We start from the raw sequence: 14,789 nt of genomic DNA on the forward strand, positions 1-14,789 counted from the left end.
GCAACGTGTGTCACCTGCCATACTTGTACGCGGCGGCGCAGCTCCCCTCGGAGGAAACCATGCAGGCGCCGACGGGGCTCTCGGGGGTGCAGCTCTTGCCGAAGAGGGGGCAGTCGAACGGCGCCACCTTTCCCTTCAGGATCTCCCCGCACTGGCACCCCTTGTGCTCCTTGAGTTCCTCCACCTCGACCGGAATGGTCCGCTCCGCATCGAAGGCCGCATACCGCTCCCTTATCCTCAGGCCGCTGCCGGGGAGCGTGCCGATACCGCGCCAGTCGGCATCGCACTCCTCGAAGACCTCCGCCAGGACCTGCTGGGCCTTGGCATTACCCTGCCTGCTCACCACTCGTGAATACTGTATCTCCACCTTGCTCTCGCCCGCCAGCGCCTGGCGCACCAGCATCTCCACCCCCTGCATCACGTCGGCCGGCTCGAAGCCGGTGACGACACAGGGTACGCGGTAGCTCTCGCAGAGAGGACGGTAGGCATCGGCGCCGATGACGGCGCTTACGTGGGCGGGACAAAGATAACCGTCGATGGCGAGGTCGGGATCGGCGGAGAGGATGCTCATTGGCTGCGGCATGGTCTTGTGCGAGGCAAGCACCCGGTAGTTGTCCAGGCCGAGCTTGCCGGCAGCGAGGATGCTCCCGGCAATGGTCGGAGCGGTGGTCTCGAAGCCGACGCCGAGAAATATCACCCGCTTATCCGGATTCTTCACGGCGAGCTGTACCGCGTCCAGGGGTGAATAAACCACCCGGATATCGGCCCCTTTCGCTCGCTCACGCATGAGGGAGGAGGACGACCCGGGGACCCTCAGCATGTCTCCGAAGCTGGCTACGATGCCCCCGGGGAGCCTGCTCAAGGCAATGGCACGATCGAGATAGCCGTTGGGGGTGACGCAGACCGGACAGCCGGGCCCCGAAACGAGACGCACCTCGGGCGGCATGAGCTGGCGCAGCCCGTACTGGTAGATCGCCATGGTATGGGTGCCGCAGACCTCCATGAAGGTGAAGGGGCCCTTCCCTTTTGCGAGAGAGGCGATACTCCGGGCCAACCCCTGCACCAGGGCCTTCTCGCGGAATTGCTCCTGGTACTTCATCCCATCTCCTCCGGTGAAAAAGCCTCCCGCATCAACTCCAGGGTCTCCAGAGCCTCCTGCTCATCCAGTCTCGAGATGGCGAATCCGGCGTGTACGATGACATAATCACCCACCGCCACTTCCCGGTCCAGCAGCATGAGGCTTGCCTCGCGCTTGACCCCGTCGATCTCGGCAAGGGCGTTATCCCCTTCGATCGATATCACCTGCATGGGAACTCCGACGCACATAAGGTACTCCTTTATTCGTTGAAACCGGTCCCCCGCCCTGTCCTTTCCGTTGAAAAGTAGCGAACCTAATCGGGATCCGCCCACCTGGAAGGGGGAGGCGACATTATCGGGGCTGGCGTTATTTCTCGTTTTCCTGGGCGCGGATGTTATTTCGCCGCGCGTTTCTTCTGAAGGGCATGAGCAGCGATGACCGCCTGCCCCAGCGCCAGTCCGCCGTCGTTGGGAGGAACCAGGCGGTGGCAGAAGACCTGGAAACCGGCCCCGGCCAGGGAAGCCGCCACCTTTTCGGTGAAGAGCTTGTTCTGGAAGACGCCGCCGGAGAGGACTACCCGCGCCAGCCCGCTCTCCCTTCGCACCCGCTCGCAGACCTCCACCACCGCTCCCGCCAGGGTGAAGTGAAAGGCCGCCGCGATATCGGACACCGCCCTCCCGGCGGCTACATCGCCGCAGATCGCCTCGATGCACGGGAGAAGATCGAGTTCGAGACACTCCCGGTCGTGGATCAGGTGCGGGTAACGATCCTCCGCCAGGCCCCGCTCGGCCAGTGCCTCCAGCTCCATGGCGGCCTGCCCCTCATAATTCACCTGCGACCTCAGGCCGATAATGGCTGCCACGGCATCGAAAAGGCGGCCGCAGCTGGAGGTAACGGGAGAGTTGATGCCGCGCTCCAGCATCTTCAGGAAAATCCCCCGCTGCCCCGGCGGCACCCGCTCCAGCACCGGCAACCCCTTATCGAAGAGCTCGCCACCGTAGATCGAGTGCAGCGCGGAGAGCGCCATCCTGTACGGCTCCCGAACCGCGGCATCGCCTCCGGGCATGCGCAGGTGTGAGAGGTGGCCTCGCCGTTTAAATCCGTGATAGCCGCCGACGAGGAACTCCCCTCCCCAGATCGTGCCGTCGGGGCCGTATCCGGTGCCGTCGAAGATGACACCGATCGTTTCCCCGCCAAGCCCGTTCTCGGCCATGCATGATGCGAGGTGGGCGTGATGGTGCTGGACAGCCAGGCGCGGCTTGGCCAGCCTCTCCGCCAGCGAGGTGGAGAGGTAATCGGGGTGCAGGTCGTGGACGACCAGCTCCGGCTCCACTTCCAGGAGGCGCTGCAGGTGCGTGATGCTCTCCTCCAGGCTCACCAGGGTCTCGGTGTTGGTCAGGTCGCCGATGTGCTGGCTCATGAAGGCACGGTCGCCGCGGGTGAGACAGAAGGCGCTTTTCAGCTCACCGCCCAGAGCCAGCACCTTCGGGAGTTCAGCAGGGAGCTTCACCCCGCGGGGGACGTAGCCCCGCGAACGTCGCAGGAATAGCGGCTCGCCCCGAAAGACCCTTATCACCGAGTCATCGCTGCGGGTCCTGATCTCGCGGTCGTGGGTGAGAAAGAGATCTGCGATTCCGCCCAGGCTCCGGAAGGCTTCCTCATCACGGTAGGCGATGGGATGGCCGGAAAGGTTGCCGCTGGTCATGACCAGCGGCCTGCGCTGGTCCTTGAAGAGGAGGTGCTGCAGCGGAGTCGAGGGGAGCATGACCCCGTACCAGTGGTTTCCCGGGGCCACCTCCGGCGCGACCAGGTCCTGGTCAAGCTTCGGCAGCAGCACCACCGGCCGCTCGCTTCCGGCTAGCAGACGAGCCTCGATGGGGCCGCAGCAGGCAATCCGCCTGACTCCATCGAGGTCGGGGAGAAGCAAGGCGAAGGGTTTCTCGTCGCGCTCCTTCCTGCTCCTCAGCCGCCGCACCGCCGTCCTGTTGGAAGCGTCGACGGCAAGATGAAAACCGCCCACCCCTTTCACCGCCACGATCTCACCGCGCCTCAGGGCCGAAAGTGCCTGCGCCAGGGGGTCCCCCGGGAGCTCCCGGCCTTGAGGATCGCAGAGGCGCAGGCGCGGTCCGCAGACGGGGCAGGCGTTGGGCTGGGCATGGAAGCGGCGGTGGCCCGGATCGTGGTATTCCCCGAGACACTCCGGGCACATCTCGAAGGGCGCCATGGTGGTGGCGGGGCGATCATAGGGAAGGCCGGTGATGATGGAGTAGCGGGGACCGCAGTTGGTGCAGTTGATGAACGGGTAGAGATGGCGGCGGTTGGACGGGTCCCAGAACTCGGCGAGGCAGTCGTCGCAGACATCGCAATCAGGCGGAAGCTCGCCCCCTCCCGCGGCCCGGGAACTCTCGACTATGGTGAACCCTGCCGCATGTTCCGGGGCGAGGCTCAGCACGGTGAGGCGGGATATGGATGCCAGCGGGGGGGCCTCCTCCCTCAGGGCGTCCAGAAAGTGTTGCAGGGCCGGCGATTCCCCTTCCACCTCGATATCGACTCCGCGGCCGCTGTTCCGGACCCAGCCGCAAAGGCCGAGGCGCTGGGCGAGACGATAGACGAAGGGGCGAAATCCTACCCCCTGCACGATGCCGGCAACCTCGACCTGAAGCCGCCCCCTCTCCGTCAGTGCCTGCAACCCGCGGGCGAGCAACTCTAGACCTTCGCCCCGGTGACCCCTGCCCTCAACCAGTCGTACCACCGGTCCATCCCTTCGCCGCTGCGGCTGGATACCTCGAAGATGGTGATGCCGGGAGAGACCCTGCGAGCCATCTCCTTGCATTTCTCCACGTCGAAGTCGAGATGGGGGAGGAGGTCGACCTTGTTGAGCAGCATGACGGTCGCGGCGTGGAACATCTGCGGGTACTTGAGGGGCTTGTCCTCCCCTTCGGTGACGCTCAGGACGACCACCTTGTGATGCTCGCCCAGATCGAAGGAGGCGGGGCAGACGAGATTGCCGACGTTCTCGATCAGCAGCAGGTCCAACCGGTCCAGGTCGAGATGCTCGCTGGCGTGCAGCACCATGTGAGCGTCCAGGTGACACCCCGCGCCGGTGTTGATCTGCTTCACCGGTACGCCGGTGGCGGCAATGCGGACGGCGTCGTTATCGGTCTGCTGGTCCCCCTCGATGACGGCGCATCGGCAGTCGGCGGCGTTGTCCTTCAGCGTGCGCTCAAGGATGGTGGTCTTCCCGGAACCGGGGGAGCTCACCAGGTTCAGCACGAAGAGCCCCTTCTCCTTGAAGAGCCTGCGGTTACCCTGCGCCATGCGATCGTTCTTGGCCAGGATATCGGTCTCGACCTGCAGCTTCACGCCGGCCCGCTTTCCGGCCCCCTCCTCATTCTCATGATGATGGTGGTGATGCTTCTCATGATGGTGCGCGTGGGGGGCGTGGTGGTGATGGCCGGAACCGTGGTCGTGGCCGTGGTGGTGCTCATGGCCCTCATCGTCATGGGTGGAGCCGGGGCAGCCGCAAGTCGTGCACATGTTACTATCTCCCTCTTCGATATCCGGTCGGCGTGACAGGTCTAATGAGCCTACCGCACCGTCCCCAAAGGTCAAGGAACCTCCCCTGAATGCGGGGAGACCCGAGCCTACGGCTTTTCGTCTATTTTTATCACTTCATTGTCCTGGACGGCCTTCTTGAACCCCTTGATGCTGCTCCCCAGCGCCTGCCCGAACTGGGGCAGCTTGCTCGGTCCGGCAACGATGAGGACGATGGCCAGGACGATGCACATCTCCGGCAAACCAAATCCAAACATAACTTCTCCTTTTGGCGCTCCGGGGTGTTACCGGCCCGGAAGCGATTTCCTTGATCACAGCGTTTTCGGCAGGAGTTCGATCCCGACCGACGCCAGCTCCTCGACCACAAGGGAGGCCACCCTTTCCAGCCCCAGCTGCAGGGGAGGAGAGAGGGTGTCGCCGGGGTCGAGCGAGGCCGGTATGATGCCGAAGAAGGTAAGGTCCGACTTCGGCGCATCCCGCATCTCCCCGAGGAGCAGCATCTCCTGCAGGCCGATCTGGTGCGGCGACATCTTCACCGGGATCCGCTTCAGCATGATCTCCTCGCGGTCGTAGCGGAAGATGTCACCCGCTTCTCCGGCCGCATCCACCACGTCGACCAGGATGACCTTGTCGGCCTCCTCGAACTTGAAGTGGACCATGATGCCAAGGGTGCCTCCGTCGTAGAGTTCGACGTTCTCCGGGATCTGGTAGAACTCTTCCAGGTATCTTACGAAATGGACGCCGAAACCTTCATCCGAGAGGATCAGGTTGCCGGCGCCGTAAATGAGGATTTGCATAAGGACTCCAAGATGCGTCAATCTCCCCCTCCCCTTGACGGGAGGGGGCTGGGGGGTGGGTGACGCTGGCACCAGCACAGATGATGGCACCCTCCCCCACCCCTCACCCCCTCCCTCTGGGGGAGGGGGACCCTTTTTACTTACATCACCTTCACCTTGGTGATCTCTTTACCTTCCGGATCGATGGTGTGCACGGCGCAGGCGATGCACGGGTCGAAGGAGTGGATGGTGCGGAGAACCTCGAGCGGCTGATCAGGAATCGCCACGGGATTGCCGACCAGGGAGGCCTCGTACGGGCCGAGTTCGCCCTTGTCGTTTCTCGGAGCGGCGTTCCAGGTGGAGGGGACCACCGCCTGGTAGTTCTCGATCTTCTTGTCCTTGATCACGATCCAGTGCGACAGGGTGCCGCGCGGCGCCTCATGGAAGCCGACCCCGCGGTACTCGCCGGAGGGGATCTCGGTGTGGTTCGCGTAGGTCTTGTCCCCGGAACCGAGGTTGTTGATCAGCTTGTCCAGGTTGTCCAGCGAGATGTCCGCCATCAGGTGGGCGCGGGCGCCGCGACAGAAGATCCTCCCCATGGTGGAGTGGATGTCGCCGAGCTTGATACCCAGCTTCGAAACCGCGCCGTCAACGAGCGAGCGCACCTTGGGATTTCCGGAGACGTAGGCAGCCAGGATCTGGGCCGGCGGGCCCACCTGCACGGGGCGGCCATCCAGGGTCGGAGCCTTGCACCAGGAGTACTTGCCGTTTTCCTTGAAGTCGGTGTACTCGGGCTTGGTCTCCCCTTCCCACGGGTGCAGCGTCCCGGAGCCCTCGTACCAGGCGTGGGTGACGTTCTCCTTGATGTTCCTGATCAGGAAGTCGTCGTGGTGATCCTTGATCGGGCGCATGCTGGCCACGTTTCCGGCGGTGATCACGCCGCCGGTGAGGGCGAACTGGGTCCCCTTGGAGTCCAAGGGGAATTCGGGGACGGCCATGTAGTTGGTGACCCCAGCGCCGTACTTGAACCACTCCTTGTAGGCCCCGGCGATGGCCAGGAGATCGGGATAGTAGACCTTCTGCACGAAGTCCCTGGTCTCCTCCATCAGCGTCTTCATGTAGATCAGACGCTCCATGTTGAGGGTCGCCATGTTGTCGATGTTGACCGCGGTGGCCACGCCGCCCACCACCAGGTTCTGGATGTGCGGGTTCTTCCCGCCCAGGATTGCGGTGGCCTGGGAGGCCTTGCGCTGGTAGTCGAGCGCCTTCAGGTAGTGGGTGACCGCCATCAGGTTCACCTCGGGGGAGAGCTTCATGGCCGGGTGGCCCCAGTAGCCGGAGGAGAAGATGCCGAGCTTGCCGCCGGCCACGAAGGACTTGAGCTTCTCCTGGGTCGCCTTGAACTCCTTCTCGGAGTTGCCGGGCCAGTCGGAGATGCTCTGGGCGATCTGGGCGGTCTTCTTGGGGTCGGCCGAAAGGGCCGAGACGATGTCGACCCAGTCCAGGGCGCAGAGGTGGTAGAAGTGCACGATGTGGTCCTGCACCGAGTGCTGGGCGATCATGATGTTCCTGATGTACTGCGCGTTGAGCGGCACCTCGACGTTCAGGGCGTGCTCGACGGCCCGGATCGAGGAGATGGCGTGCACCGTGGTGCAGACCCCGCAAAAGCGCTGCACGAAGCTCCAGGCATCCTGCGGGTCGCGCCCCTTCAGGATCACCTCGATCCCCCGCCACATCTGGGCGGAGGACCAGGCATTGGCGACCTTGCCGCCGTTTACTTCCACGTCTACCCGCAGGTGGCCTTCGATGCGGGTGATGGGATCCAGCGTGATTCTAGTAGACATCTATCCCTCCAATTGAATTTAAGATTCCTGGTTTGCAGTTTTGTATTGGCCCTGGACCGCCGGTTGCTGCAGGTCGATCTTCGGCGCCGGCGCCGAGGACTGGGCCTTCTTCTTGTGCCCCGCCGCCCCGTGCCCGGAGGTATTGGGGAGTACCGGGAAGAGAGCGACGAAGACCTTGTAGCCGAGGATCTCCAGCGCCACGATGCCGACCGTGATCATGACCTCGGCGAAGGAGGGGAAGTACCTCCACCCCTTGCCGGGGTTGAAGCCGATCAGGTAGACGTTGAAGCGGTAGAGGGCTCCGCCCAGGACGATGAGGGCGGCGCTGACGAAGAGCCAGCGAGGCGATCTCCTCATCTTATCGAAGAAGAGGATGAGCGATCCGACCGCCACCAGCAGGAATTCCGTGAGGAAAAAGCCGGAGTAGAAATCACCCTTCAGGGCGGCACCGATCTGCCCGCGGTGGGCCAGGTCACCGAGCACCACGCAGAGCCAGATCACCGTCACGTAAGGGATCAGGTTGGCCAGGCCGGAGAGCTCCTCGAGCTCGTAGGGGCGCCTGAAGCAGTAGCAGGAGATGATCGACTCAAGGATCGCGATGGCGTAGCCGATGAAGACGCAGTTCAAAAGGAACAGGAGCGGCAGAAAGCCGGTGTGCCAGAGCGGGTGCAGCTTGGTCGAGGCGATCAGGAGGAGCGAGCCGAGCGACGACTGGTGCATGGTCGGGAGCGTGATCCCCAGCACGATGAAGAAGATCAGCACCTTGTTGAGCCGGGGCTTGAGCCAGGCCGCCCCGAGGCGCACCGCCTCGAGCTTACCCATCATGGTGTCATGGTCAGGGGCGATGCGGGGGTGGAGCCACTCGCGCACCAGTTTCATCCGCTCCCACTTGCTGTTCTCGATGGTGGTCAGGATCGCCGGGATGAACTCGATGATCAGCACCGTGGAGTAGGCCATGACGCAGAGCGCCACCTCGAACATGGCGGAGTTCGCCTGCCATTTCGAGGGGATGAAGAAGTTGTAGGCGTTCCAGGGGCGACCGAGGTCGACCATGACCGAGAAGCCCGCCAGACCGTAGCCGAACATGCTGGTCAGGATGGCGGAGCGGATCAGCGGGTGGTACTGCATGCGGTTCCTGATGTAGACCAGGATGGCCACGGCGTAGCCGCCGCAGGCGATGGCGGTGCCGGTCGCCACGTCATAGGTGATCCAGATCCCCCAAGGGTAGCCGTCGCTCATGTTGGAGACCGCGCCGATCCCCTTGACGTAGCGGACGCCAACGAAGAAGAAGCCGACCAGGACCACCAAAAGGAGGATGAAGAACGTCTTGGTGAAGATCTTTCCCTCCAGCGTCTGAAATTCTTCGTTATGACCCATCAGTTATCCTCCTTCTTGTGGGAGTCATCCCCGCCCTTGTCGTGCCCCTTCATGTTCTTGACCGCGATGAAGCACAGGGTCGAGTAGAGGGCCACCGGGGCGATGAAGCCCTTGTAGATGGTGTGCTGGATCTTCTCGGAGAATTCCGCCGGCGCCTCGGGCTTGATGTCGGGGAGCCCCAGCTTGTTGAAGGCCATGGCGGCCAGGTAGAGGTGGTTGGTGCCACCCCCCTCGTGCTCGCCGTAGACGTGGGAGAGGTAACGGTCCGGAGTCTCCGCCAGCCTCTTGTGGGCCTCCTCGAGGAGGTCCTTGCGCTTGCCGAACTTGATGGCCCCGGTCGGGCAGGTCTCGGCGCAGGCGGAGATCCCCTTCTCGCGCAGGTTGGTGTTCTTGCACAGGTCGCACTTCACGATCTGCGGGATCGCCTTCTCCCACTGGAACTTCGGGATGGTGTACGGGCAGGCGACCTGGCAGTAGCGGCAGCCGATGCAGGTGTTCTTGTTGTAGTCGACGATGCCGGTCACCTTCTCCTTGGTCATGGCCGACACCGGGCAGACCGAGACGCAGGACGGTTTCTGGCAGTGCATGCAGGAGTACTTCACGTAGCTCCAGTGGTGCTCGGACTCCTTGAAGAGCTTGATCAGGGTGCGGGTGCTCCCGGAGAGGTCGCTCGGGGCGTCCCAGAGGCCGTCGCTGTCGAAGCCGGCCTTCTCGTAGGAGAGGCTCCCGTAGTCGGAGTTGACCCTCTTGCAGGCCGCCATGCAGGCCTTGCAGCCGACGCACTTGGTGGCGTCGTAGAGCATCCCCAGCTCCTCGTTGTTGACCTTGAGCCCTTCGTTGGCGCCGGCAGCGGCGGCCGAGCCGGCCAGCACCCCGGCGCACCCCGCGACCGACTTCAGAAAGTCGCGCCTACTTTGTTTCTTCATCGTGCCCCTCCCGCCCGGCCTCTCCCGAAGGAAGCTTCTTGGCCAGCATGACGCCCGCGCCCAGCGCGGTGCCGGCGGCAAGGCCGACGAAACCGGTGGTCAGCGGATCGGGTCCTTTCCCCTTCTCCTTCAGGTCGACAGGTGCATAGCTGTCGAACGGGGTCGGCTCGTGGATCTGCACCTTCTCGGCGATCGCCTTCTGGAAGAGGATGCTCGGTTCGGTGCAGCCGATGCAGGGATGGCCGACCGAGACCGGCCAGACGCCGACGTCGTTGAAGCGCTGGACCGAGCAGTTGGCGTAGGTCGCGGGTCCCTTGCAGCCGAGCTTGTAGAGGCAGAACCCCTGGGCGTGGGTGGGATGGCCGTAGCCCTGGGCGAAGCGGCCGGCGTCGAAATGGGGACGCCTTTCGCAGTGCTCGTGGATCTTCCTGCCGTAGGCGAACTTCGGGCGGCCGAGGTCGTCCAGATCGGGAATCTTCTTGAAGGTCAGGTAGTAGAGTACGGTGGAGAGGAAGTTGTAGGGGCTCGGGGGGCAGCCCGGGATATTGATGATCGGCTTGTCCTTGATGATGTCGCGCACGCCGACCGCTCCGGTCGGGTTCGGCGCGGCCGCCTGGATGCCGCCGTAGCTTGAGCAGCTGCCGATGCAGATGATGGCCGCCGCCCCCTGCGCCGCGTGCTGCAGCGACTCGAGTGCGGTCTTGCCCGACACCTTGCAGAAGATGCCGTTCTGCTTGGTCGGTATGGCCCCTTCCACCACCAGGATGTACTTGCCGTGGTTGGCCTTCATCGAGTCGTGCAGGGCCTTTTCGGCCTGGGCGCCGGATCCGGCCATGAGGGTCTCATGATAGTCGAGGGAGATCTGGTCCAGGATCAGCGTGGAAATGGTCGGGTGGGTCGAGCGCAAAAGCGACTCCGAGCACCCCGTGCATTCCTGGAAATGGAGCCAGATCACCGAAGGGTTCCCGCTGCTCTTCTCGATAGCCTCGGCGACCTTGGTGTGCATACCAAAAGGAAGCCCCATCATGGCCGTCAGCGCCATGCAGGTCTTCATGAAACTCCTTCGCGTCACTCCTTCACAAAACATTTCAGTGTCTTTCATACCACCTCCCGGAGAATCTAGTCGCCCTTAATGAGCAACACCCGTGCCGGCGAATACGAAATTCCAAAAAACACCGTAAACACGTATACATAAAAAAAGGGCGCCGCCACAAAGAGTGGGGCGCCGCCGGAAAATGTATCCTTCTGTCTCGATTTTTGTATCCTTTTGTCTCGATGCGCTACTCTATCTCCAGCTCCTTGACCCTCAGTTCCTGGCCGGCCACGATCTCGAGGCCGAGGGCGCCGCAGCGGGGGCAGGGATCGAAGAGGTTGTCGACGGGACTTCGTTCCCCGCAGGAGGAGCACTTCCCCTCCCCCGCCACCAGGTCCATCTCCAGGCGCGCGCCCTCGAGGAGGGTGCCCATGGAGCAGGCCTCGAAGCAGAACTCGATGCTCTCCGGGACCACCCCCGAGAGGAGCCCGATCTGCAGCAGCACCGACAGCACCCGCCGCCCCCCGGCATTCTCCTCGCAGAGCTCGACCACACTTTGCGTTATCGACATTTCGTGCATCGTCTCCTCCTGGTCTCTGCTGTAATCGGGTCCGGCCTACACGAACCGTGCCGCAGGTACGGCCGCCCTCCCGTCGCCGGGGCAGCGGCCCTCACCCCTTCCCTCTCCCGGGGGGAGAGGGAGCCTGTCGTGGCGGTGAGAGTGACGTTCCTTCGCCGGTGGAGATCCGCCCTGCCCCTGCATGAAATCCCCCCTCCCCTTGCGGGAGGGGGTCAGGGGGTGGGGCGAGAACGGAGCTAGCTCGGCAGCGTCACGCAGAAGGTGGTGCCGTCCTCCGAGGTGCCGGCCACCTCGATCGAGCCGCCATGCTCCTTCACTATCCCGTACGAGACCGAGAGCCCCAGCCCCGTGCCGGTGGACTTGGTGGTAAAGAAGGGGTTGAAAATCTGGTTCAGGTTCTCGGCCGGGATCCCCATGCCGGTGTCGGAAACCCGCACCTGGAAAGCCCCTTCTTGCGGCCCGGGCAGGCTCTCCACCGTCAGCACGCCGCCGCTCTGCATCGCCTGCACCGCGTTCAGTACCAGGTTGGTGAAGACCTGGCGCAGCTGCCCGCTGTCCCCGGAAACGAGAGCCACTTCCGCGGCGTAATGCTCCCTCACCGTGATCCCTTCCAGCGGTTCCTGGTGACGGATCTGTCCCACGATCTCGTGCAGCAGGACGTTCAGCTCCACAGTCCCCTGCTCCCGGCGCTCCTGGCGGGCGAACTTCAGCAGGTTCGCCACGATCCGTTCCACGCGCTTCACCTGGGTGAAGATGGTATCGACCTCCTCGCGGTTGGGATCCTTCTCCGGAAGGGCGAGTTGCAAAAGCTCGGTATTGCCCCTGATGATCGCCATCGGGTTGTTGATCTCGTGGGCGACGCCGGCGGCCAACTCCCCGATGGCGGCGAGCTTCTCCACCCGCAAAAGCTCCTCCCGGGTCTGTACCAGCAGCCTGTTGTTCTCCTCGAGCTCTGCCGTGCGCAGCTCGACCTTGCGCTCAAGGTCGCGGTTCAGCTCGATGATCCGGTCCTCGCGCTCCATGAGGGAGCGGCTCATCTCATTGAAGCTCCAGGCCAGGTCGCCGATCTCGTCCCTGGAAACGATGTCGGTCCGCACGTCTCTCTCCCCGGCAGTAAGGCGCCGGGCCAGGGTGGCGAGCTCCTTGACCGGCTGGGCCAGCCGTCCCCCCAGCATCCCCGAGACCGCCACCCCGATCAGCCCGCTCAAGAGCACCACGGTACTCAGCAGCAGGGCCATGTTGGTCGTGCCGGAAGAGTACTCGCTCTCCTTCATGCCGACATAGAGGGCGCCGATCGGCACACCCTGCAGGGACCTGATCGGATGGTAGGCGGTGAGGTAAGGGTCGCCATCGATGGTGGAGAGCTCCACCCAACTGGCGTCGGCGAGGAGAACCCTGCGGTAGACTTCGCCGGGGAGCTGGTCGCCGATCGTCCCTTTCCCCTTCGAGGATGCGGTGTCGCCGGCAACCCGGACCCCGCCGAGATAAACGCTCGCCTTTCCTACTTCCCGCCCCTGGGATTTTTCCCCCTCGTAGACGACCCCCCTGATCTTATCGAGCAGGGAGTGGTTGTTGTTGAGGAGCACCCCGCCGCAGATGGCACCCGACACGGTCCCCGCCCGATCCCTGACCGGCACGGCCACCATGAGGAAAAGCCCTCCGGCAGTTTCGCCCCCGGCCCCGACCCGGGCCTTCTGCACGAGCGCCGCCCCTTCCCGGGAGAGCCGGGACCACGGCACCACGCTGCTTCCGGTGACGGTCTCACCTTTGAGGGCACGGGCCACGAAGGCGTCTCCGCTCAGGGTGTCGCCGTAAAGAAAGGGATTGGTCGCTCGATAGACAACCCTCCCGGAGCCGTCTACCGCGGTCATGATATCGAGATGCTCATTGAGGCGGACCGGAGCGATGACTTCCGCCAGGGCCTCCCGGTTGCAGCTCTCGACTGCCGGAGCGGTAGAGCCGATGGCGGCGGTGAACCTGACCACGTCGCAAATGCGGGAGAGTTCGTTCTGGTAGGCTTCCCTGGCCACGTTCAGGTCGTTACGGGCCTTCTCCCGCGCCTGGCCGGCAATCCTGGCGTTGAGGATGAACATCCCGGCCAGGAAACAGAAGAAGATAGAGACCACAAGCGGAATCAGGGTGGCCACCGTCAGCTTGGTCTTGATGGGGAAACGGAGTTCGGAGAGTCTCATTCGGGAATGACGATGCAGTACTCGGCTATCTTGCGGTCCAGGGTGCGGCGCGAGATACCGAGGATTTCGGCAGACCGGCTCTTGTGATACCCGGTGCCTGCCAGGGTGCGGGCGATATGATCCCGCTCCATGTTCTCCAGCGAGACCAGCGCCTCCGCGCTAACCGGCGCAGAGACACGCTGCTGCGGGGCATCGGGGTCCTTCTTCCAGATGGGGAGCTCCTTCGCGGTGACGCTCCCGGAACGGGCCAGGATCACGGCGCGCTCCATGACATTCTCGAGTTCGCGAATGTTTCCGGGCCAGGCGTAATCGACCAGGAGCTTGAAAGCATCGGCCGAGATGGAAGTTACCTTCTTCTTGATCTTCAAGGAATATTTCTTGAGGAAGTGCTCGGCCAAAGGCTTCACGTCCTCCCGGCGCTCCCTGAGCGGAGGAAGCGGGATGCTGATCACGTTGAGGCGGTAGAACAGATCCTCGCGGAAATTTCCCCGGCGCACCTCATTCTCCAGGTTCTTGTTGGTCGCCGCCACGAAACGGATATCGACCGTGATCGGCTTGGTCGCACCGACCGGTATGAAGTCGCCCTGCTGGATCACCCGGAGGAGCTTCGCCTGGATCGAGAGGCTCATGTCGCCGATCTCGTCGAGGAAGAGGGTGCCTCCGTCGGCCTCCTGCAGGAGCCCCTTGTTCATGGTGTTGGCGGCGGTGAAGGCGCCCTTGACGTGGCCGAAGAGCTGGCTCTCCAGGAGGCTCTCCGTGAGGGCTGCGCAGTTTATCGACAAGAAGCGCCCATCCCTGCGCAGGCTGTTGTAGTGCAGTGCTCCGGCAATGAGTTCCTTCCCGGTTCCCGACTCGCCGAGGATCAGGATGTTGGCCTCGCTCGCCGCCACCTGCAGCGTCATGTCATAGATCTCCCGGAAGGCGGGGCTCTTGAAGACGATGGTCTCCTGGAGGATCGGCTTTTCCAGTTCCGATTTCAGCGCGAGGTTCTCCTGGAGCAGCTGCTCCTTCTCCAGGGCGTTCCTGATCATTCCCAGGATCTTCTCCTTCGGGAAGGGCTTGGTGACATAATCATAGGCGCCCAGCTTGATGGCCTCCACGGCGGCATCGATGGTCCCGAAAGCGGTCATGACGATGACGGCGAGGTTCGGCTTGAGCTTCTTGACCTCCCGCAGGACGGAGATCCCGTCTATGTCCGGCATCCGCACGTCCTGCAGCAGCAGGTCCGCATCAAGCCCGTCGGCGTCTTTGAGCCGGGCGAGGAGTGCATTGCCGTCAGTGAAGGTCTCCACCACGTATCCCTGGGACTTGAAAAGCTTGTTGAGATAGGTGAGGATCCCTTCCTCGTCGTCGCAGATCAGTATCTTTCCCTGTGCCATCGCTGCTCCTGCCGTAATCACATGCGTGTCGCCGCCCCCCTCCAGCCAG

The 14,789-nt window shown here is 63.5% G+C and carries 13 protein-coding genes; all 13 read right to left on the reverse strand.

All coding sequences use genetic code 11. The annotated features are described in order from the left end of the window. Positions 1 to 10: 10 nt before the first annotated feature. Positions 11 to 1,099 carry a hydrogenase formation protein HypD gene (gene hypD / locus AC11W3_RS21270; RefSeq protein WP_484091707.1) on the reverse strand — a complete coding sequence of 363 codons (1,089 nt, stop codon included), beginning with the start codon at positions 1,097 to 1,099 and terminating at the stop codon, positions 11 to 13. After that, a complete protein-coding gene (locus AC11W3_RS21275) occupies positions 1,096 to 1,326 on the reverse strand; it encodes a HypC/HybG/HupF family hydrogenase formation chaperone (protein ID WP_484091706.1) in 231 nt (76 codons plus the stop codon). The genes hypD and AC11W3_RS21275 overlap by 4 nt, the downstream gene beginning before the upstream one ends. A 146-nt stretch (positions 1,327 to 1,472) precedes the next feature. Continuing rightward, on the reverse strand, positions 1,473 to 3,767 hold the full coding sequence (gene hypF / locus AC11W3_RS21280; protein WP_484091710.1) for a carbamoyltransferase HypF: 2,295 nt from the start codon (positions 3,765 to 3,767) through the stop codon (positions 1,473 to 1,475). Positions 3,768 to 3,784: 17 nt separating this feature from the next. Further along, positions 3,785 to 4,615: a hydrogenase nickel incorporation protein HypB gene (hypB, locus tag AC11W3_RS21285; RefSeq protein ID WP_484093734.1), complete on the reverse strand. Its 831-nt coding sequence runs from the start codon at positions 4,613 to 4,615 to the stop codon at positions 3,785 to 3,787. 107 nt (positions 4,616 to 4,722) lie between these two features. Beyond that, complete coding sequence (locus AC11W3_RS21290) at positions 4,723 to 4,890, reverse strand: twin-arginine translocase TatA/TatE family subunit (protein ID WP_484091704.1); 168 nt, start codon at positions 4,888 to 4,890, stop codon at positions 4,723 to 4,725. A gap of 54 nt (positions 4,891 to 4,944) precedes the next feature. Next, positions 4,945 to 5,430, reverse strand: coding sequence for a HyaD/HybD family hydrogenase maturation endopeptidase (locus AC11W3_RS21295; protein WP_484091703.1), 486 nt, complete (start codon positions 5,428 to 5,430; stop codon positions 4,945 to 4,947). A gap of 140 nt (positions 5,431 to 5,570) precedes the next feature. Then, entirely contained in the window at positions 5,571 to 7,253 is a 1,683-nt protein-coding gene (locus AC11W3_RS21300; protein ID WP_484091702.1) for a nickel-dependent hydrogenase large subunit, read from the reverse strand. A gap of 18 nt (positions 7,254 to 7,271) precedes the next feature. After that, complete coding sequence (hybB, locus tag AC11W3_RS21305) at positions 7,272 to 8,630, reverse strand: Ni/Fe-hydrogenase cytochrome b subunit (RefSeq protein ID WP_484091701.1); 1,359 nt, start codon at positions 8,628 to 8,630, stop codon at positions 7,272 to 7,274. Next, complete coding sequence (gene hybA / locus AC11W3_RS21310; RefSeq protein ID WP_484091700.1) at positions 8,630 to 9,556, reverse strand: hydrogenase 2 operon protein HybA; 927 nt, start codon at positions 9,554 to 9,556, stop codon at positions 8,630 to 8,632. Before hybA ends, hybB begins: the two co-directional genes overlap by 1 nt. Next, on the reverse strand, positions 9,540 to 10,658 hold the full coding sequence (locus AC11W3_RS21315) for a hydrogenase small subunit (protein ID WP_484093735.1): 1,119 nt from the start codon (positions 10,656 to 10,658) through the stop codon (positions 9,540 to 9,542). The genes hybA and AC11W3_RS21315 overlap by 17 nt, the downstream gene beginning before the upstream one ends. 178 nt (positions 10,659 to 10,836) lie before the next feature. Beyond that, positions 10,837 to 11,169, reverse strand: coding sequence for a hydrogenase maturation nickel metallochaperone HypA/HybF (locus tag AC11W3_RS21320; RefSeq protein WP_484091698.1), 333 nt, complete (start codon positions 11,167 to 11,169; stop codon positions 10,837 to 10,839). 236 nt (positions 11,170 to 11,405) lie between these two features. Further along, entirely contained in the window at positions 11,406 to 13,361 is a 1,956-nt protein-coding gene (locus AC11W3_RS21325) for an ATP-binding protein (RefSeq protein WP_484091697.1), read from the reverse strand. Further along, entirely contained in the window at positions 13,358 to 14,740 is a 1,383-nt protein-coding gene (locus AC11W3_RS21330; protein ID WP_484093736.1) for a sigma-54-dependent transcriptional regulator, read from the reverse strand. The genes AC11W3_RS21325 and AC11W3_RS21330 overlap by 4 nt, the downstream gene beginning before the upstream one ends. Positions 14,741 to 14,789 lie beyond the last annotated feature (49 nt).

The organism is Geomonas sp. (assembly GCF_056994735.1).